Below are 19,402 nucleotides of genomic sequence, written 5' to 3'. Positions count from 1 at the left end.
TTATGCAATCACATTAAGTTGTTTGCCGATTTTGATAAATGCCGCCACTGCACGCTCAATTTGTTCAGTAGTATGTGCTGCCGACATTTGTGTACGAATACGAGCTTGGCCTTGTGGTACAACAGGATAGAAGAATCCTGTGACATAAATCCCTTCATCAAGTAAGCGGGTTGCAAACTCTTGTGCTAATTTAGCGTCGCCTAGCATCACTGGAATAATCGCGTGATCAGCACCCGCCAATGTAAAGCCTGCCGCACTCATTTTTTCACGGAAAAGCGAAGCGTTACGCCATAAACGAGCACGTATTTCATCGCCTGTTTTCAGCATATCTAAAACAGCAATAGAGGCAGAAACAATTGCAGGTGCTAACGAGTTGGAAAATAAATAAGGGCGAGAACGCTGACGTAACCACTCAACCACTTCTTTGCGTGCTGCGGTGTAACCACCCGATGCACCGCCTAAGGCTTTACCTAAAGTGCCCGTGATAATGTCGACTCTGTCCATCACATCACAATACTCATGAGTTCCGCGGCCTTGTTCACCCACAAAACCCACGGCATGCGAATCATCGACCATCACTAAGGCACCAAATTCATCCGCTAAATCACAGATACTTTTAAGATCTGCAATCACACCATCCATAGAAAATACGCCGTCTGTCGCGATCATAATGTGGCGAGCATTCTCTGCTTTAGCTTTTTCAAGTTGTGCGCGCAGTTCTGCCATATTGTTATTGGCGTAGCGATAACGCTTCGCTTTACATAAACGCACACCATCAATAATAGAAGCATGGTTTAAGGCATCAGAGATAATCGCATCTTCGGGCCCCATTAATGTTTCAAATAATCCACCATTGGCATCAAAACAAGAGGAATACAAAATGGCATCTTCCATACCTAAAAATTCAGCAATTTTATTTTCTAATGTTTTATGTGAATCTTGAGTACCACAAATAAAACGTACAGATGCCATACCAAAACCGTGGCTATCCATACCTGCTTTTGCCGCTTCAATCAATTTGGGATGATTGGCTAAACCTAAATAGTTATTAGCACAAAAGTTAATAACATGGCTTCCGTCAGCAACGGCGATATCTGCGTTTTGTGAAGAAGTGATGATACGCTCATTTTTAAAGAGGCCATCTTGACGAGTTTGTTCGAGTTGTTGATTAATTTGTTGATAGAAAGAGTGGGTAGACATACTTTCTCCTAAGACTACAGGGCGAAAAGAGGTAACATACATTTTTGATTATAATGTAGTCGTTATTGTTTCTTATTCTATGCCTTTGTTCTATTAAAAACGACAAATGTAAATAAATAATGTTATTTATGTAATTAAGATCACTAATACACACTGTGTTTTTCGAGAATTTCAGCCTGTTGTTCCGTGATGAATACTACCGTTAATGCTGTTCAGTGTTATTATAGACCTAGAGCTAATTTTTAGATTTTTATATGAAGGGGTAGCCACATGATTATCGTCACGGGCGGTGCAGGTTTTATCGGCAGCAATATTGTTAAAGCATTAAATGATGAAGGTTATACCGATATATTGGTTGTTGATAACCTTAAAGATGGCACCAAGTTCGTGAATTTGGTCGATCTGAATATTACCGATTACATGGATAAAGAAGATTTTATTGCGAGCGTTGTTGCTGGTGATGATTTCGGCGATATCGATGCAGTTTTCCATGAAGGTGCTTGCTCATCGACCACTGAGTGGGATGGCAAATATATGATGGATAACAACTATCAATATTCTAAAGAGCTACTTCATTTTTGTCTTGAACGCCAAATTCCTTTCTTATATGCCTCTTCGGCTGCCACTTATGGCGGTCGTACAGATAACTTTATCGAAGATAGAAAATACGAAGCACCTTTAAATGTCTACGGTTATTCAAAATTCCTATTCGATGAATATGTACGCCAAATTTTACCTGAAGCAGAATCGATGATTTGTGGCTTCCGTTATTTTAATGTTTATGGCCCTCGTGAAGGACATAAAGGCGGTATGGCAAGTGTTGCATTCCACTTAAATAACCAAGTAAATGCTGGACAAAATCCTAAGTTATTTGAAGGTAGCGAAACCTTCCAACGCGACTTTATTTATGTAGGTGATGTGGCTGCGGTTAATTTATGGTTCTGGCGCAATAATGTATCGGGAATTTTTAACTGTGGTACAGGCCGCGCTGAATCATTCCAAGCGGTTGCAAACGCAGTTATTGCGCACCATAAAGATAAAGATCTCTCTATCGAACATATTGAATTTCCAGAAAAATTGAAAGGTCGTTATCAAGCCTTTACACAAGCAGATCTCACAAACTTACGTAAAGCAGGTTATACCGCACCATTTAAAACGGTTGCCGAAGGCGTTGAGCTTTATATGCAATGGTTAAATCAAGGTAAGTAATCGCTGTTTATGAAAATCTTTGTGGTAGGGCCTTCATGGGTCGGGGACATGATGATGTCTCAAAGTCTTTATCGTACATTGAAAGCATTACATCCTGCGGCAACGATTGATGTGATGGCACCAGCGTGGTGCCGTCCATTACTTGAAAAAATGCCAGAAGTTGATAATGCCATCCCAATGCCGTTAGGTCATGGTGCATTAGCGATTGGTGAGCGTCGTCGTTTAGGAAAGCAATTAAGAGAAAATGGTTACACGCACGCTTATGTATTACCTAACTCGTTTAAATCTGCATTAGTCCCTTTCTTTGCAGATATTCCTAAGCGCACAGGCTGGCGTGGAGAAATGCGTTATGGCCTATTAAATGATTTACGCCCTTTAGATAAAGATGCCTTCCCGCTGATGGTTGAACGCTATGTGGCTCTAGCTTATGACAAGCAAAAAGTCCAAAAAGCGACAGATTTACCTCAACCTCTGCTTTGGCCTAAGTTATCGGTTACAGAGCGTGATATATCTACCACATTGACTCAATTTTCATTATCTACACAGCGCCCTGCAATTGGTTTTTGCCCCGGTGCTGAATTTGGTCCTGCAAAACGTTGGCCTCATTATCATTATGCAGCTTTAGCACAAAAATTAATTGCTGAGCAGGGTTATCAGATTTTCCTTTTTGGCTCTCAAAAAGATAAAGAAGCGGGTGAAGAGATAAAACAAGCCCTAACACCAGAAGCACGTGAAGCCTGTTTTAATCTGGCTGGCGAAACCAGTCTTGAACAAGCGGTTAATTTGATTGCGTCTTGCAAAGCCGTCGTCAGTAATGATTCTGGTTTAATGCATGTAGCAGCTGCATTAGAACGCCCATTAGTCGCACTTTACGGCCCAAGTAGCCCTGATTTTACACCTCCGTTATCCCATAAAGCGCGTGTGATCCGTTTAATTACGGGTTATCACAAAATCCGTAAAGGGGATGCTGAACAAGGCTATCACCAAAGCTTAATTGATATTCAGCCAGAGCAAGTCTTTGCGGAACTTGAACACTTATTGTCAACGGAGCCATCAGCGTGAAGCGGGTATTAATCGTTAAAACCTCCTCTATGGGAGATGTTTTACATACATTGCCCGCATTGACTGATGCAATAAATGCGTATCCTGATATCCGTTTTGACTGGGCTGTTGAAGAAGGCTTTGCACAAATTCCAAGCTGGCACCAAGCTGTTGATACTGTTATTCCAGTAGCAATACGCCGTTGGCGTAAAAATTGGTTTAGCGCGCCTATTCGTACTGAGCGCTCACAATTTCGTCAAGCGATTCAAGCTCATCATTATGATGCTGTGATTGATGCTCAAGGTTTACTAAAAAGTGCATTTTTAGTGACACGCTACGCCAAAGGCACTAAACACGGCTATTCTCGTCAATGCGCCCGCGAGCCTTTAGCTAGTTTTTTCTACAATGTTCGCCATGATGTCAGCAAAAAAATGCATGCGGTTGAACGTATTCGCCAACTCTTTGCGCTGAGCTTAAATTATCCCATTCCACAATCTCAAGGTGATTATGGGATTGCACAGCATTTTCTCTCTCTTCCATCCTTTGATGAACGCCCTTATTTGGTATTCTTGCACGCAACAACCCGTGATGAAAAACACTGGCCAGAATCTCATTGGCGAGAATTAATCGCCCTACTCGCTGATTCAGGATTGCGCATTAAGTTACCTTGGGGCGCAGAGCATGAACATCAACGCGCTATCCGCCTAGCTAAAGATTTTGACTATGTTGATGTATTGCCAAAAATGTCGCTCGCGGATGTTGCTCAAGTGATTGCTGGTGCAAAAAGTGTAGTTTCTGTGGATACGGGGTTAAGCCACTTAACCGCGGCATTAGATAAACCGAATATCACTCTATTTGGCCCTACCGATCCTGGTTTAATCGGTGGTTACGGTAAGGCACAAATGTCTGTGAAAGCAGAAGGTGGAGATATTGGTGAGATAAAGCCACAGCAAATATTCGACCTTCTTGATATTTAGTCTTATAAACCCCAAAGATCACTAGCCTTTTAGGGTTTTATTGACTGCATTAAAGACTTCATCAACCGTTATAAGATCCATTGATGCCTGTATTCCTTCATTTAAGCTAAACTTCTTATTGATAATAGTATGTAAATGAAGATCTTGATAAGGCCCAGTCCATTTAGGATCAGCGGTTGCAAATAAACTCACTGTTGGACGCTGTAATGTAATAGCCAAATGCAAAGGTCCAGTATCTCCTGTGACTAATACATCCATTATTTTTATCTGACTTAGCAACTCAGGTAATGAAGTTTTACCTACTAGATTTTCAATATTGTTATGATATTGCTCTGGCAACAATATAAAAAACGCTTCTGGTAATTCTAACTCTCTTGGTGAACCAATTAGCTTAATCCGTAAAGATGGGTCACTATCAATAAGTTTTTGAGCTAGCTCTACAAAGCATTTAATAGGCCACCTACGCTCTTGCGTTGATGCTCCCATCTGAAACCCAACAATGTGATAGTTTCCTTTATCTAATTGTTCTATTTCACAAGGAATTTCCATTCTTGTATCCGTGCTATCTATTCCTAAATAACGAATAATATTAAGTTTACTTTGGATAACATGACAATTAGGAGGCTGATACTCAGCAATAATCCATTTCTGAAACCACTCTGGAATAACATGAAAAGTATTACGTAAAATATACTGACAACCAGCCATTACTGCGAATAGCACATCATAAGGGAGGTGAGAATGTAAAATTACAGCTAATTCAGGCTTATATTTTTTTGCCTGTAAGGCAATAGGAAGTAAGTTTTTTATTTTATTATCCCAATAAATCACACTGTCTATTTGGTCATAGCTTTCAACTAATAACCTATTTTTCTCACTCGAAACTAATGTGATATGAGCATCTGGATAATGCGCACGAATGGCTCTTATCGCTGGGGTATTAAACATAAAATCCCCAAGTGCAGTCGTTGAAAAAATAAGAATACTGTTAAATTGAATATCTGATGAAAACGTATCCGTTTTTTTCATCTTGCCAAAAAGTGGGTTATAGATATTTAAGAAGTTATGTACCCATTTTAGTTTTTTCAACTTCATCTTACTTTGCCTGTACCTTACTTTGATAATACTCAGCCAGCGTCATGCCCTGCACTTTATCTTTTAAGAAACTAAATAGCGTTTCTAAATCGTTATATAGCCCTTCGATATCTTTTTCTGTGCGGAATGTGGGGCTACCACCTGGCATAAATTCAGACGAGTGCAACATAAACTCAATATGATCATGACCTTGTGCTAAAGATTTTTCTGCTACTTCAATCATCTGTTGTGCATTTCCGCCTTTAGGACGTAGCCAATTTACAGAAGGTGCCCGCTGTTTACCTCTTAATTTATCGTAACCTTGCTTAAATTTATTCATTAAAGGTGAGTGCTTATATTGAATACTCATCGGCACTTCTAGCAACGTTGAATTTCCTGCTTTAGTGATATCCTCTAGATCCATAAAGTAAGCATGACTTGGAAAATCAGTGTAATTTGTTCCACCCGATTGCGCGGGATCACCTTTGGTAAAACGCCAATCCACTTTAGGTGTTACAGAGCAATCAACTTGATAACCAAATTCAACTAAAAGCTGTGCATAAATTTCATTAAATGCCCAACGACCCGCTCGATGACTTAACATTTTGGTTTGTAGTTTATTTTCAAGTAAGTCAGTCATTAACGCGATTTTTTCTCGCATTTGATCTTTAGGATATTCAATTAAGTAAGGCTGATGATGTAAATCATCATTGGTTAAAGGTACAAGTGGTGGGCTATTCCATGCATGTAAGTGCATACCAATTTCACCCGTATTACGTGCAATAACATCACGAGCAAACTCAATATAGGCATCATCCATTACCATTTCGTAATTTGTTAGCCAAACGGGTTTAAAATGAAAATGCTCGCAAAGTTGCTGAAAGCGGGGTAAAAAATGCGTATTTTGTGTAGTGATATCACGTTCGTTTTCCCAAAGATTATCGCCTTCGGTATCTAATGTGATAATAAATGCTGGTTTAGTCATGCATTCCCCGCCAACTTATGGATTATAGGTTCATAATTGAATGAATTGTTCTATGTTACGCAGTAGAAAACGGCAATTCAATCAATATAAATACAGTATGGTAGATGCATTCTGTGGATTTGTTTACAATTAGAGTATCTCACTAAAGCTAAAGTAATTATGACTAATATAAATCAATCATTTAATAGAATACTGGTTATTAAACTCCAACATCATGGAGATATGTTATTAACGACGCCCGTTATATGCTCATTAAAATCAGCTTATCCTAATGCAACGATTGATGTTTTATTATACAAAGAAACATTACCTATGCTTGAGCACAACCCATTCATCAATAATATTTTTTATCTTGATCGTAATTGGAAACATCAAGGTAAATTCACTCGATTAAAAAAAGAGTGGGAGCTTGGTCGAATATTACAAAAACAACAATATGATTTAGTTGTTAATTTAGCTGATCAGTGGAAAGCTGCCATTTTTGCTTTAGTTACTAAAGCACAAGTGCGCTTAGGTTTTGAATTTGAAAAGCGCAAAAACAGTCAGTTTTGGCAAAAATGCCACAATATTATTGTCTCTACGGCAGATCATGGACAGCTACACACTGTTGAACAAAATCTGAGTATCCTTGCTCCACTTAATATTCCTATTATTTCAGATGTTATGATGGCTTATAGCGAAGCAGATAAACAGTGGTTAACTGAGACTATTGAAAAATATCATCTCCCTAAAAACTATATCGTTATACAACCAACCTCTCGCTGGTTTTTCAAATGCTGGGATGAAGATAAAATGGCGACTTTAATTACAAAGCTTCAGCAAAATCATTATTCCGTAGTGTTAACTTCGGGCCCAGAAGCAAAAGAATTAGAGATGATACAAACTATTTTGGCACGCTGCCCAAACAAAGATGTGATAACGGTTTTAGCTGGGCAAACATCTTTATCTCAACTTGCTGTATTAATTGATAATGCAGGACTTTTTATTGGTGTTGATTCTGTCGCAATGCATATGGCTGCTGCATTAAAAACGCCTTTAGTTGCTCTTTTTGGTCCTTCTAAACTTGAACATTGGCACCCTTGGCAAGCAGTAGGTGAAACAATATGGGCAGGCAATTATGACGATATTCCACACCCAGACCATATAAAGACAGACACCCAACAACGTTATCTTTCCGCTATTCCGGTTGATGTGGTTTACAACACAGCTATAAGGCATTTATCTTAATGAATCACCCGTTACGACTCGCCATTGTCAGACAAAAATATCGCCCAGATGGGGGAGCAGAACGCTTTATTGCGCGCGCATTAGATGCATTATCCAACGATGACCTTGAACTCAATGTGATCACGCGAGAATGGCAAGGTGATACTAATTCAGATTGGCATATTCACTTATGCAATCCACGAAAATTGGGCAGGATTAGCCGAGAATCGGGTTTCGCTAAGGCAGCTAGAGCATGTTGGCAGGAAAATCATTTTGATATTGTTCAAAGCCATGAACGTATCGCAGGTTGTGATATTTTTCGTGCTGGTGATGGTGTACATCGCCGATGGCTATTACAACGCCAAAGAATATTGCCTAATTGGAAAGGGCGTTGGCTATTTTATGATAGATACCACCGCTATGTAATGAATGCAGAAAAACAGATGTATGCCGATCCCGCATTAAAACAAGTTATCTGTAATTCACAGATGGTTAAAAATGAAATTATTGAGGATTTTGGTGTTTCTGCCGATAAAATAACTGTCATTTATAATGCAATTGACCATAATGCTTTCGTACCTGCAACAAGTTCTCAAAAAGAGACCTTAAAAACACAATATAATATTCCACACGATGTACCTTGCTTTATTTATGTGGGATCAGGCTTCGAACGTAAAGGCTTAGCAGCTGCTATCTCAGCAATAGCAAAGACATCAGCTATATTGTTAGTAGTTGGAAGTGATAAAAATCAGCGTAAATATGAACAACTCGCAACACAATTAGGTTGTGAGCAACGCATTTTCTTTTTAGGTATGCAGAAAAAAACACTCGATTTTTATCAAATCGCGGATGCATTACTACTTCCTACTCTTTATGACCCTTTTCCTAATGTTATTCTTGAGGCATTATCGTGTGGTTTACCGGTGATCACCTCAACGACTTGTGGTGGTGCAGAGTTTATTCAACATGGTAAAAATGGATTTGTTTGTGATGCATTGGATATTTCAGCATTAACTGATGCAATTACACAGATCCCAAAAGAAACAGCGTGGACTGAGATGTCACAAGTGGCGAGAGAGACCATTCTCCCTTATACACCACAACGATTATCAGGCGAGCTTATTTCACTTTATAAACGGATATTAGCCTTGTGAGTCAACAACATATACTTTTTATTATTGATGGATTACCGGGTGGTGGCGCTGAAAATGTCACGCTCAGGCTAGCTAATGGTTTTCATCAAGCAGGATACCAAGTCACATTATTATCCTTACATAATAAATTAGCGTATGAACTACCTGATTTTATTGATTATATTGTTGATCATGATAACTATCGTGGAATTTTTAGAAAATTAACTGAAATATCGCGTAGAGCAAAATCGCTTGATAATGTACTCACTCAACTTTTTGCTAAAAAAGGGCGCCCAGCGCTTGTTCTTTCTAATTTACATAAAACAGACCGTATTGTTTGTCGCTCTAAACAACTAAAAAGCTGCAATGTTTGGTACTGTATTCACGGCATTTACTCTCAATCTTATCTTGGTAATAAATCAGGATTTTCATATTGGTTGAAAAAAATAAAAATCCAACGAGTTTATCGAGATAAAAATCTCGTTTGTGTTTCTAATGCGGTAAAAGATGATCTAATCAATGCCATTGGTATTCATGCTGAACAACTAAAAACTATTTATAACCCATTTAATATTGAAGAAATACAGCAAAAAGCTACCCTTTCTAATCCATTTGCCGAACAAGATTATATCTTGCATGTGGGTCGATTACATGAAGTAAAAAGACAAGACAGATTAATTGAGGCTTTTGCTAAAGCCGATTTACCTTGCCAACTCATTATATTAGGTGAAGGTACTCCCACCGTTAAACAGCAATTAGAAGCTCAAATTAAACAACTTAACTTAGTGGAGAAAGTCACACTTGCGGGTTTTATCCCAAACCCTCTCCCTGCAATCAAAGGCGCTAAAGTGGTTGCATTAAGCTCTGATAGTGAAGGGCTTCCTACTGTATTAATTGAAGCATTAATATGTTGTGTGCCTATCGTCAGTACTCGATGCCCTGGTGGGGTCAGCGAAATTATGACAGACGAGCTTTCTGATTACCTCTCTACAATGGATAGTGACTCTCTCGCAGAAAAACTTCGCCTTGCGTATTATTCACAGCCTCAAATATTGCCATCATCCTATGCAAAATTTGAACTAAACCATATTTTAAAGCAGTATATCGCTTTAATTCCTTAATCCGCGCTTACTTGTTTTACACACTTTCTCTCACACAGTGTGATACTATAAGCGTTCGTCCAGATAAGTGAATTTGATAGCATGTTGTTGCGTTTATATCAGGTACTTCTTTACCTTATTCAACCTCTGATTTGGTTGCGTCTTTTATTACGCAGCCGTAAAGCACCCGCCTACCGTAAACGGTGGGGAGAGCGCTATGGCTTTTGCAAAGGCAAAGTCGTCCCTCAGGGTATATTATTGCATTCCGTTTCTGTCGGTGAAACACTCGCCGCAGTGCCGCTTGTTCGTGCCCTTCGTCATCACTATCCTGATTTACCCATTACCGTCACTACTATGACGCCAACTGGCTCAGAACGTGTGCGTTCTGCATTTGGTGATGATGTTTACCATGTCTATCTTCCTTATGATTTACCCGGTTCAGTTAATCGTTTTCTTAAAACGGTTGACCCCAAATTGGTGATCATTATGGAAACGGAGTTATGGCCTAACCTAATTTCAAAACTTCATCAACGAAAAATCCCGTTGATTATTGCTAATGCACGTTTATCAGAGCGCTCTGCTGCGGGTTACCAAAAATTGGGCAGCTTTGTCAAAACGATGCTCCAAAAAATCACTTTGATTGCCGCTCAAAATCAGGAAGATGGTGAACGATTTATCGAGCTTGGTTTAAAACGTTCACATTTACATGTTACAGGTAGCCTAAAATTTGATATTTCTGTCACCCCAGAGTTAGCTGCAAGAGCGGTTGCTTTGCGCCGTCAATGGGCTGCTCACCGCCCGGTTTGGATAGCAACAAGTACCCATGAGGGTGAAGAAACCATTATTTTAGAGACACATAAAAAGCTACTGACACAATTTCCTCAGCTTTTGTTAATTTTAGTACCTCGCCACCCAGAGCGTTTTCCTAAAGCCGAACAATTAACGCGCGAAGCAGGGTTAAAATACACCTTACGAAGTACCGATGCTGTGCCAGATGCACAAACGCAAGTGGTTATTGGCAATACAATGGGCGAGCTTATGTTGCTCTATGGTATTGCAGATTTAGCCTTTGTTGGAGGAAGTTTGGTTGAGCGTGGTGGTCATAATCCTTTAGAAGCCGCCGCTCACGCTATCCCTGTTATCATGGGACCTTATACTTTTAATTTTAAAAATATCTGTGCCAAGCTTGACCAAGCTGAAGGATTAATTACGGTTACAGACAGTGAATCGATGGCGACTGCTATTGCTTCATTGCTTAATGATGAAGATTATCGCCGTTATTATGGTCGTCATGCAGTTGAAGTGCTTCATGAAAATCAAGGGGCATTACTGCGTTTACTTACCTTACTTTCACCTTATCTTCCTCCACGGAGTCACTAATGAGCCAAGGTAAGCGCCTTTCTGTGGTGATGATCAGCAAAAATGCAGCTGATATCATTGGTGAATGCTTAGACTCAGTACAATGGGCTGATGAAATCATTGTATTAGATTCTGGTAGCCAAGATGACACCTGCCGTATTGCGACAGAGAAAGGGGCTAAAGTCTTTATCAACAGTGAATGGCCTGGGTTTGGTAAACAACGCCAATTAGCGCAGCAATATGCCTCTGGTGATTATATTTTTATGATTGATAGTGATGAACGCGTCACTCCTGAACTCAAAAGCAGTATCCTCGCAGTATTGCAACAACCTGAAGAAAATGTCGTTTATAACTGTGCTCGCCGTAACTTATTTATGGGGCGATTTATGAAACACAGCGGTTGGTATCCCGATAAAGTGACACGTTTATATGCCCGTGAGCATTATCAATATAACGATAATTTAGTGCATGAATCATTAGAAACAAAAGATGCAACAGTAAAAACCTTGCAGGGTGATCTACTGCATCTTACCTGCCGTGATTTAATGGAATTTCAGCAAAAACAGCTAAAATATGCCTCCGAATGGGCAAAAGAACGCCATCAACAAGGTAGAACAACAAGTTATAGTTCTATCTTAAGCCATACCGCTGGTGCTTTTTTTAAGACATGGCTGTTAAGAATGGGTTTTTTAGATGGGAAACAGGGATTAATACTGGCATTTGTTAACGCACAGTATACCTTTAATAAATACGCCTCTTTATGGGAACTCAGCCAGAAGACTGTAAATCATGAAAAATAAAGCTATCTATCCCGGAACCTTTGATCCTATCACTTATGGTCATATTGATATTTTAACGCGTGCGGCAGGTATGTTTGATACGGTTTTATTAGCGATTGCTGATAGCGCCCGTAAAAATCCTATGTTCACCTTAGAAGAGCGGGTTAATTTAGCCAGAGAAGTGACAAGCCATTTACCTAATGTTGAAGTGGTGGGATTTAGTGAACTGATGGCTAACTTTGCTAAGCAACAACAAGCCACCATTTTAATTCGCGGTGTCCGCTCTGTTTCTGATTTTGAATATGAATGGCAACTTGCGAATATGAACCGTCACTTTGCACCTGATCTTGATAGTGTATTTTTACTGCCCTCTCAAAATCTTTCATTTGTCTCTTCATCGTTAATTAAAGATGTGGCGCGGCATGACGGTGATGTCTCTACGTTTTTACCTGAAGTTGTCACCACCGCCATGCTAAAAAAACTCGGTAAAATTTAGCTCTCATTTTCACCATGTTGGCAATGTCGGCAGAAAAATGTGCTACGTTGCCCTTGTTTAATACTTTCTATCGGTTGACCACAAATTAAACAAGGCTTGTCTTTACGCCCATAAACAAATAACTCTTGCGCAAAATAACCCGGCTTACCGTCTGACTGCAGAAAATCTTTTAGCGTTGTGCCACCTTGTTCAATAGAACGGGTTAATACGCGCTTAATCGCCGTGACAAGAACCGCACATTCTTCTTGCGTTAAACTATTGGCTTTTCTATCTGGCATAATTCCTGATGAAAATAGTGCCTCATTAGCATAAATATTGCCTACACCAACCACTAATTTATTATCCATTAACCACGGCTTTATCGCCGTTTTTTTATTTTTGGATTGTTGATAGAGATATTCTGCATTAAATTCATCAGAAAGTGGTTCAGGCCCTAAATGCGCTAATACAGAGCTTGTGGCTAAATCTTCACACCATAGCCAAGCACCAAAGCGTCGTGGATCAGTATAGCGGAGTACTTTACCATCACGAAAAATCAAATCGATATGATCATGTTTTTCTTCAGGTTGTTCCTCTAATAATATGCGTACACTTCCTGACATCCCTAAATGAATAATGATCCATCCTGTATTAAGTTCGATTAGCAAATATTTAGCACGTCGCTTTACACTTAAAATAGGTTCATCCAGTAACGTTTTTATTTTTTCTGAAACAGGCCAACGTAATTTGCTATTACGTACAATGGCATAGTGCAACACATTGCCCACAAGATGGGGCTCAATACCTCGGCGACTAGTTTCGACTTCCGGTAATTCAGGCACAGGTTGCTCCATGATTATCAGATAAGAGATACAGCGATAAACACATTTTTATTGTATGATCGCCACTCTATCAAAAGTATAAAGGATGATGGCAGATTATTATGATGGTGTTTAAAGACTATAGTAAAAAATCCCTGTGGAATTTATCCATTATTGGGCTTTACATTATATTGATCTACTTACCAGATATCACTCGCTATAAAAATATTGTGATGGGATTGATTGGTGCAACAGCTTTGTGGTATCTGGTACGTGATTTTAAGACTATCTGCAAAATATTTAAAAATAACCTGTCATTCTCACTGCTGTTTTTATTGTTGGTGATCGGTTATTCCATCCTAATTTCTGTCGAGCCCAGTATTAGTATTAAAGAAGTAAATAAGCCTATTTTAAATGGCTTACTGCTATTTTCTATTACCTTTCCGATTGTATTATATAAAGAAAAACCGACCGATATTGCAAAGATGGTGATGGTGGCGTTTGCGATTGGGCTATTGGTGATTATGGCTAAGGAGTTAGTGCAGTATTATTTGGAGTACCAGCAGAATATTTGGCCCTTTACAATAACAAGTCAATTAATTCATAGAGAAGTATCTTATGCTTTGCTATTTTTTTTCCCAATCATTATCTCAATTTGGTCATTAAGAAAAAATCATAATATAATTGAATGGATTATATTTAGCTTTATTACATTAGTTTTTATCGTATTGATCTTTGCCACATTAGCGCGTGGTGCATGGGTATCATTAATAATAATTACTCTATTTATACTACTGTTAAATCGTCAATGGCTAGTACTTTTATTAAGCCTAATATTTAGCTTACTTTTACTTATCTCTGCGACTCAATATTCTTATTTTAAAATCATCCCTGGATACTTACAAAATAAATTAACTCAAACTAATAGTGGAAATCGATTTGATAATGGCACCCAAGGCTCTGCTTTAGATCTTATTTTAGAGCAACCAATAAAAGGCTATGGTTATGGCAATCAGCTTTACCATAATGTCTATAATGAGCGCATTAAAGAACATAAGAATTGGATATTTAAAAAATCCATTGGACCCCACAATGTCTTTTTAGCTTTCTGGTTTGCAGGTGGTATTTTAGGGTTGATTGGTATTCTCTATTTTTGCTCTTCCATTATTGCCCAAGGTATTCAGCTAATAAGAAAAAACCAAGGTATTATTCGCCAAGCTGCTTTAATGTTATTGATGTCATTTTTAGGTGTTTATGTACTGCGTGGATTATTTGAAAATGCCTATATCAATCAGGTGGGTATTTTGGTGGGATTAATGTTGGCGTTGCGACACGCTTTACTCAATAATCAATCAGCAACACTGTTAGATAAACAGCAATAGATCACTGAATTAACGTCTCTATTGTCTTTAGAATAACCTCAGCCCGTTTATCCCAGTTGTAATAGTTTTCAACTAATGAGCGGGCATGGGCGGTTTTTTCACTTGCTCGTTGTGGATTATCTCTTAACTGTATTATCTGTTTTGCAAAACTTTGTGCATCGCCACTATCTGCAAAACTTACCGATTTTTCATCTACAACATCACGGATTGAAGGAAAATCTGAAATCACCACAGGTTTTTCCATCGCCATATACTCAAATAACTTAAGTGGTGAAGTATAACGGCTTCCAATACTGGTTAACGTCAGTGGGAGTACACAGATATCGTGCTGAGCAATCGCTTCAAAGCGTTTTTTCGGATCAATAAACCCCAAAAAATTGACCTTATCTTTTACATCCATTTCTTGCGCTAATAAGGTTAATCCTCCGATCTGCTCTGGCGTTCCCCCTGCGATATTCAACCGTGCGTTATCAAGATATTTCATTGCTCGCATCATGGTAGGAATACCCTTCCATTTATGCAGGCTACCTAAATACAGCACTTCAGTTATAGTTTTATCTAATAAAGAAGGAGTAATCTGATAATCCGTCGCGGCATGTAAATCAACACCATCAGGGACAACCGTTATTGGTGTAGTAACTTGATATTGCGAAACAATATCATCTCTGAGTAATGAAGTAAGAACAAAAATACCTGTCGCTTGGCTGTAAACCAATTTTTCCATTTTTAATAACTTATGATATTTAGCACGATTCTTTTTTTTCTCAAATGAATGAGACTCGGCAAAAGATTGCGCAAATATTTCATGGCTTTCAAAAAAAAGAGGAATTTCTGGATAGCTTTCACAAAGATAACAAGCCAGTTTTAAATTACGGGTAAACAACGCATCAACATTATTTTGCTTAACCCAACGCGCTATCTGTAATGAGAAAAGTTTTTGTGAATTAAATGGAAAATACCATTTACGACGAATATCTCTTAAGGAAACTAAACTTGCATTAGCATGGATTGAACGACCTAATATATCGCTATCTCGATATTGTCCTTTTGGTGTAACTAAAGTGACATGTGCCCCCGCTCTGGCAAAAGCATCAACATTTTGCAAAATTTGCAATGAAGCAACTCGTAAGTCAGGAACTGGGTAAGGATCAAGATAGGCAATCTTCATTATTATGACGCCAATGTCTGTAATAAACGTTGTGCAGAATGTTGCCAAGTATAACGTGTTTCTATACGTGAACGTGCATTCTCGCCCATTGTTTTACCTCTGTCGGGTAATTGGCGAAGATGATTAACTGCCATCACAATTTCATCTGCATTGCCTGGTGCGACCAATAACCCTGCAGTGCCCTCATTACCCACCACTTCAGGAATACCCCCGATATGGCTCGCAATAACCGGTTTGGCGCACGCCATTGCCTCTGCAATCGTAATACCAAATGCTTCATCCCCAGTACTTGGGAAAATACCAGCATCACTGGCTGCATAAAATTCAGGTAATTGGTTATGCTCAACGGGCTGATGAAAAATAACTTGTTCAGCAACGCCTTTCGCTACCGATTTACTCTTCAATCGTTCTAGATCATCACCCGTACCGATAATCAAGAGCTTAACATCTTCACCTTTTAGCTTTTCAATGGCATCTATTGCGACACTCAAGCCTTTCCAACCAACTAATCGTCCAGCAAATGAGAGTAAAAAAGTAGACTCACCTATTCCTAATTGCTCACGTAACGAGGTAGTCATAGGTTTAAATTTTTCAATATCCACACCATTATAAATCACACTAGGGAATTGCTTAAAATGATGTTGGATTTGCCAAGCATTAAAATGGCTACATGCTACCCATGCTGAAATCTTTTTACCTAATCTGCGATCACCTTTAAAAAAGCTGGTTCCTCCACTCATATAGCAAAAACGCGTTGAGGATGATTTAGGCATCATAGAAGGCCAAAAAAAATCAAAAGGTTTCGTTAAAATAACCCAATCGAATTTTTGATTGATAACATCTTTTTTAGCGTGTCGTGCAAAAGTGTAGCGCTCAACAATACGACGAAAACGACCACCAAGATCGATAACTTTATCTCGCGGTGTATAAGGATAAGTGTGTACCTGTATTTGGCGTCCAGCCAGATTGTGTCGAATATCGCCATTACCACCATAAAGATGAACTTCATGCCCCGCATCATGCAATTGCTTAGCCAGTTCCCAAACCGCTGTTTGGATCCCGCCATAAGACATGGTGATTGTGACATCAATTATACCGATCTTCATGGATTACTTTTTCACCTTCATTCCATCAATGATATTACGCACTGCACCCCACACTTCTTCGACTGATATATCAGCCATATTATCTTCACGGCGGGCATTGTCCAACGACGTTGGATGCTGGATAACCTGACAACAAGAATGCTGTAATGGCGCTAAATAACACCCTGGGTGATAACTATGATATAACGCCACCATTGGGATATCTAAAGCCCCAGCTAAATGTGTGGGACCTGTATCTACCCCAACATAAAGCGATAAATTCGCCATAATTGCCGCATTTTGCCGCATTGAAACTCGACCCGCTAAGGCTAAACAATGTTGTTCACCCATTTGTTTAGCTAAATCAATGGATAATTGTTCACTTTCCTTACTACCTAATAGCAAAAAGTACGCACTCGCGTCATGGGTAATAATCTGTTTTGCTAATTGTAGAAAATTTTCCACAGGCCAATCTCGATAGGCTTTAGCTGGAAAACTTTGCAGTTGAAAACCAATAATATTCTTATTAATTAATGAATTATCTTTTAAAAACTGTTGTGCAAAAGTCGCTTCTCCCTCATTGATAAAGTAACGCAATTGCCAACAACTCGGATAAATCCCTAATGCATTAATTAATAAGGCACGTTCTTTTTGTGCAACTATCGGCGACTTGGGACGAGCAACCCAAGTCACATTGCCTTGTTGCTGAGAAATATCAGCAAAAGCAACGGTATGATGAGATTGGCGACGAGCATAATTCACCAAATCACGATCATTACCGTATACCAAAGCCAAATCATAAGGCTTATGAGGTAACCAACCAGCCCAAACCGCCCTTTTTTTAGAAAAATGCCTAATGCTATCAATATCAGGGTTATGCTCAAGAATGCATGCGCTACGCTTATGTGCAAATACATGAATATGAGCATTGGGCCAGCGCTGTTTTAAGGCATGAATAACGGGAGTGATAAGTAATGTATCACCAAAACGCGCTACCGCTATAACCAATATATTTTTCGGATCCATATGCTTTTTATTTGGCTTAAATGATACATTTACTTCTCAGACTATACACTAAAAAGTATTACAAATATTCATCAATAAGATGAATACACCAAGTTGATAATAGAGATAATCGTTTCACGGCTTTATTATCAACATGAATCATACTGATTTATTTTTATTGTTGATTGCCTGAATAAAGATCCTTTCCATCTTATCTAACATATTATCTAAACTAAATCGTGAAACGGCATGTTCAAGCGCTGCTTTTCCCATTTGTTCACGCAATTCATCTGAGCTCATTAATTTAGCTAAATGACGGGTTAATAATTCTTGTACTTGCGGTACTAATGTAAATCCTGTTTTACCATCAATAACTGCTTCGCTAATCGCGCCAACCGTAGTTGACACGACAGGTAAACCACATGCCATCGCCTGCATAATACCTTGTGGCACACCTTCATTACCAAAAGAGGGTAACGCAAAGAGATCCATTGCATTTAAACAATCAGGCACATCATTACGATTACCAAGGAAAAAGATACTCTGTTCTAAACCAGCCTCTTTCACCATTGGCTCTAGGTTTTTACGCTGAGGTCCATCACCTACAAAAATTAATTGCCAGTCTGGAAACTGCTGATGTAACAATTTCCATGCTTCTATTAAATATTTATGTCCCTTCCATACTCGCATAGTCGCAACAATACCTAATGTCGGTTTATTTGGTATTCCAATTTTCTCTCTAGCTTTTTGTTTATCTTGTGGAAAGAAACGTTGCAAATCAATTCCTGTAGGAACTGATGTCATTTTTTCTAATGGAAATTTATTATGCTGATGGAGTGTCTGGCGTAATTTCTCACCCGTTGTCACAATATGGGCACTGGATGAAAGATAAAGCCATCGTGTTGGTAATAAACGTGAAACATCCGTAGAAACATGACGAGTTCGAACAATAACGGGTGAATGACGTAATGTGGCACAAGAAGCGGCAACTAACCATGCATCAGTTGAACTATGGGTATTGATAACATCAAATTGATGACGATGTAACTTTAACCATTGGCGAAGTGCTTTTAATGCTGAACCGCGTTTTTTTTCAATCGGTAGAGTGAAAACCTCAATACCATAATCCGGTGCAGCCTTAGCAACTTTAGATGTAGGGCAACACACTAATGCAACTCGGTGCCCTCTGCGGATCATGCCTTGAGATTCCGTCAGTATTCGAATTTCCTGACCACCCCAGCCACAAGATGACTCTGTGTGTAATATTGATAATACTGACTTGCTCATCCGCAATCCATTCACCCGATGATTTTAAAAGAGCCATAGTATAACTAAAGAGTAAGCGAAGATCACAATAGCTTTACTTTGTTATACTTAGCGGGCTCCAGATAACAAAAAACCCG

18 protein-coding genes are annotated in these 19,402 nt (G+C 39.0%); 10 read left to right on the top strand and 8 right to left on the bottom strand.

Annotated elements, in window-relative coordinates; all coding sequences use genetic code 11:
* Nucleotides 1-1,200: a glycine C-acetyltransferase gene (locus JEP71_RS14030; RefSeq protein WP_198620322.1), complete on the bottom strand. Its 1,200-nt coding sequence runs from the start codon at nt 1,198-1,200 to the stop codon at nt 1-3.
* A gap of 270 nt (nt 1,201-1,470) precedes the next feature.
* On the opposite strand from JEP71_RS14030, the gene rfaD reads away from it, so the two are divergent.
* Genes rfaD through rfaC form a run of 3 tightly spaced genes read left to right on the top strand, consistent with a single transcriptional unit; the run spans nt 1,471 to nt 4,427 of the window.
* The gene (rfaD, locus tag JEP71_RS14025; RefSeq protein ID WP_198620321.1) at nt 1,471-2,409 is read left to right on the top strand and encodes an ADP-glyceromanno-heptose 6-epimerase; all 939 of its coding nucleotides are present in this window, start codon (nt 1,471-1,473) and stop codon (nt 2,407-2,409) included.
* 9 nt (nt 2,410-2,418) lie between these two features.
* Complete coding sequence (gene rfaF / locus JEP71_RS14020) at nt 2,419-3,471, top strand: ADP-heptose--LPS heptosyltransferase RfaF (protein ID WP_198626412.1); 1,053 nt, start codon at nt 2,419-2,421, stop codon at nt 3,469-3,471.
* The gene (rfaC, locus tag JEP71_RS14015; protein ID WP_198626411.1) at nt 3,468-4,427 is read left to right on the top strand and encodes a lipopolysaccharide heptosyltransferase RfaC; all 960 of its coding nucleotides are present in this window, start codon (nt 3,468-3,470) and stop codon (nt 4,425-4,427) included. Before rfaF ends, rfaC begins: the two co-directional genes overlap by 4 nt.
* A gap of 21 nt (nt 4,428-4,448) precedes the next feature.
* Here rfaC and JEP71_RS14010 read toward each other — a convergent pair whose 3' ends face one another.
* Nucleotides 4,449-5,522 carry a glycosyltransferase family 9 protein gene (locus JEP71_RS14010; protein ID WP_198626410.1) on the bottom strand — a complete coding sequence of 358 codons (1,074 nt, stop codon included), beginning with the start codon at nt 5,520-5,522 and terminating at the stop codon, nt 4,449-4,451.
* A 1-nt stretch (nt 5,523) separates the two neighbouring features.
* On the bottom strand, nt 5,524-6,486 hold the full coding sequence (locus JEP71_RS14005; protein WP_198620317.1) for a polysaccharide deacetylase family protein: 963 nt from the start codon (nt 6,484-6,486) through the stop codon (nt 5,524-5,526).
* 159 nt (nt 6,487-6,645) lie between these two features.
* Between JEP71_RS14005 and rfaQ the strand changes: the two genes are divergently transcribed.
* The 6 genes from rfaQ to coaD all read left to right on the top strand — a co-directional run bounded on the left by rfaQ (nt 6,646) and on the right by coaD (nt 12,559).
* Nucleotides 6,646-7,713, top strand: a complete 1,068-nt coding sequence (gene rfaQ / locus JEP71_RS14000; protein ID WP_198626409.1) for a putative lipopolysaccharide heptosyltransferase III — start codon at nt 6,646-6,648, stop codon at nt 7,711-7,713.
* Nucleotides 7,713-8,846, top strand: coding sequence for a glycosyltransferase family 4 protein (locus tag JEP71_RS13995; protein ID WP_198626408.1), 1,134 nt, complete (start codon nt 7,713-7,715; stop codon nt 8,844-8,846). Before rfaQ ends, JEP71_RS13995 begins: the two co-directional genes overlap by 1 nt.
* Nucleotides 8,843-9,946 carry a glycosyltransferase gene (locus tag JEP71_RS13990; protein WP_198626407.1) on the top strand — a complete coding sequence of 368 codons (1,104 nt, stop codon included), beginning with the start codon at nt 8,843-8,845 and terminating at the stop codon, nt 9,944-9,946. Before JEP71_RS13995 ends, JEP71_RS13990 begins: the two co-directional genes overlap by 4 nt.
* 81 nt (nt 9,947-10,027) lie before the next feature.
* On the top strand, nt 10,028-11,305 hold the full coding sequence (gene waaA, locus JEP71_RS13985; protein WP_198626406.1) for a lipid IV(A) 3-deoxy-D-manno-octulosonic acid transferase: 1,278 nt from the start codon (nt 10,028-10,030) through the stop codon (nt 11,303-11,305).
* A complete protein-coding gene (locus JEP71_RS13980) occupies nt 11,305-12,084 on the top strand; it encodes a glycosyltransferase family 2 protein (RefSeq protein WP_198626405.1) in 780 nt (259 codons plus the stop codon). Before waaA ends, JEP71_RS13980 begins: the two co-directional genes overlap by 1 nt.
* Nucleotides 12,074-12,559: a pantetheine-phosphate adenylyltransferase gene (gene coaD, locus JEP71_RS13975; protein ID WP_109419621.1), complete on the top strand. Its 486-nt coding sequence runs from the start codon at nt 12,074-12,076 to the stop codon at nt 12,557-12,559. Before JEP71_RS13980 ends, coaD begins: the two co-directional genes overlap by 11 nt.
* Here coaD and mutM read toward each other — a convergent pair.
* Complete coding sequence (mutM, locus tag JEP71_RS13970) at nt 12,556-13,380, bottom strand: bifunctional DNA-formamidopyrimidine glycosylase/DNA-(apurinic or apyrimidinic site) lyase (RefSeq protein ID WP_198626404.1); 825 nt, start codon at nt 13,378-13,380, stop codon at nt 12,556-12,558. The genes coaD and mutM overlap by 4 nt on opposite strands.
* 101 nt (nt 13,381-13,481) lie before the next feature.
* Between mutM and rfaL the strand changes: the two genes are divergently transcribed.
* Nucleotides 13,482-14,741 (top strand): O-antigen ligase RfaL, encoded by a 1,260-nt coding sequence (rfaL, locus tag JEP71_RS13965; RefSeq protein ID WP_198626403.1) that lies wholly within the window; start codon nt 13,482-13,484, stop codon nt 14,739-14,741.
* Between the two features lies 1 nt (nt 14,742).
* Here the strand turns inward: rfaL and JEP71_RS13960 are convergent, their stop codons facing one another.
* From JEP71_RS13960 to JEP71_RS13945, 4 genes are all read right to left on the bottom strand, one after another.
* The gene (locus JEP71_RS13960) at nt 14,743-15,912 is read right to left on the bottom strand and encodes a glycosyltransferase family 4 protein (protein WP_198626439.1); all 1,170 of its coding nucleotides are present in this window, start codon (nt 15,910-15,912) and stop codon (nt 14,743-14,745) included.
* Nucleotides 15,912-17,015 carry a glycosyltransferase family 4 protein gene (locus JEP71_RS13955; RefSeq protein WP_198620309.1) on the bottom strand — a complete coding sequence of 368 codons (1,104 nt, stop codon included), beginning with the start codon at nt 17,013-17,015 and terminating at the stop codon, nt 15,912-15,914. The genes JEP71_RS13960 and JEP71_RS13955 overlap by 1 nt, the downstream gene beginning before the upstream one ends.
* A 3-nt stretch (nt 17,016-17,018) precedes the next feature.
* A complete protein-coding gene (locus JEP71_RS13950) occupies nt 17,019-18,020 on the bottom strand; it encodes a glycosyltransferase family 9 protein (RefSeq protein ID WP_198626402.1) in 1,002 nt (333 codons plus the stop codon).
* A gap of 138 nt (nt 18,021-18,158) precedes the next feature.
* Nucleotides 18,159-19,286, bottom strand: a complete 1,128-nt coding sequence (locus JEP71_RS13945) for a glycosyltransferase family 4 protein (protein WP_198620307.1) — start codon at nt 19,284-19,286, stop codon at nt 18,159-18,161.
* Between the last annotated feature and the right edge of the window lie 116 nt (nt 19,287-19,402).

This window comes from Proteus sp. PR00224, assembly GCF_016238105.1.
Lineage (GTDB): Bacteria > Pseudomonadota > Gammaproteobacteria > Enterobacterales > Enterobacteriaceae > Proteus.
This window is presented reverse-complemented; position numbering and strand designations above follow the sequence as displayed.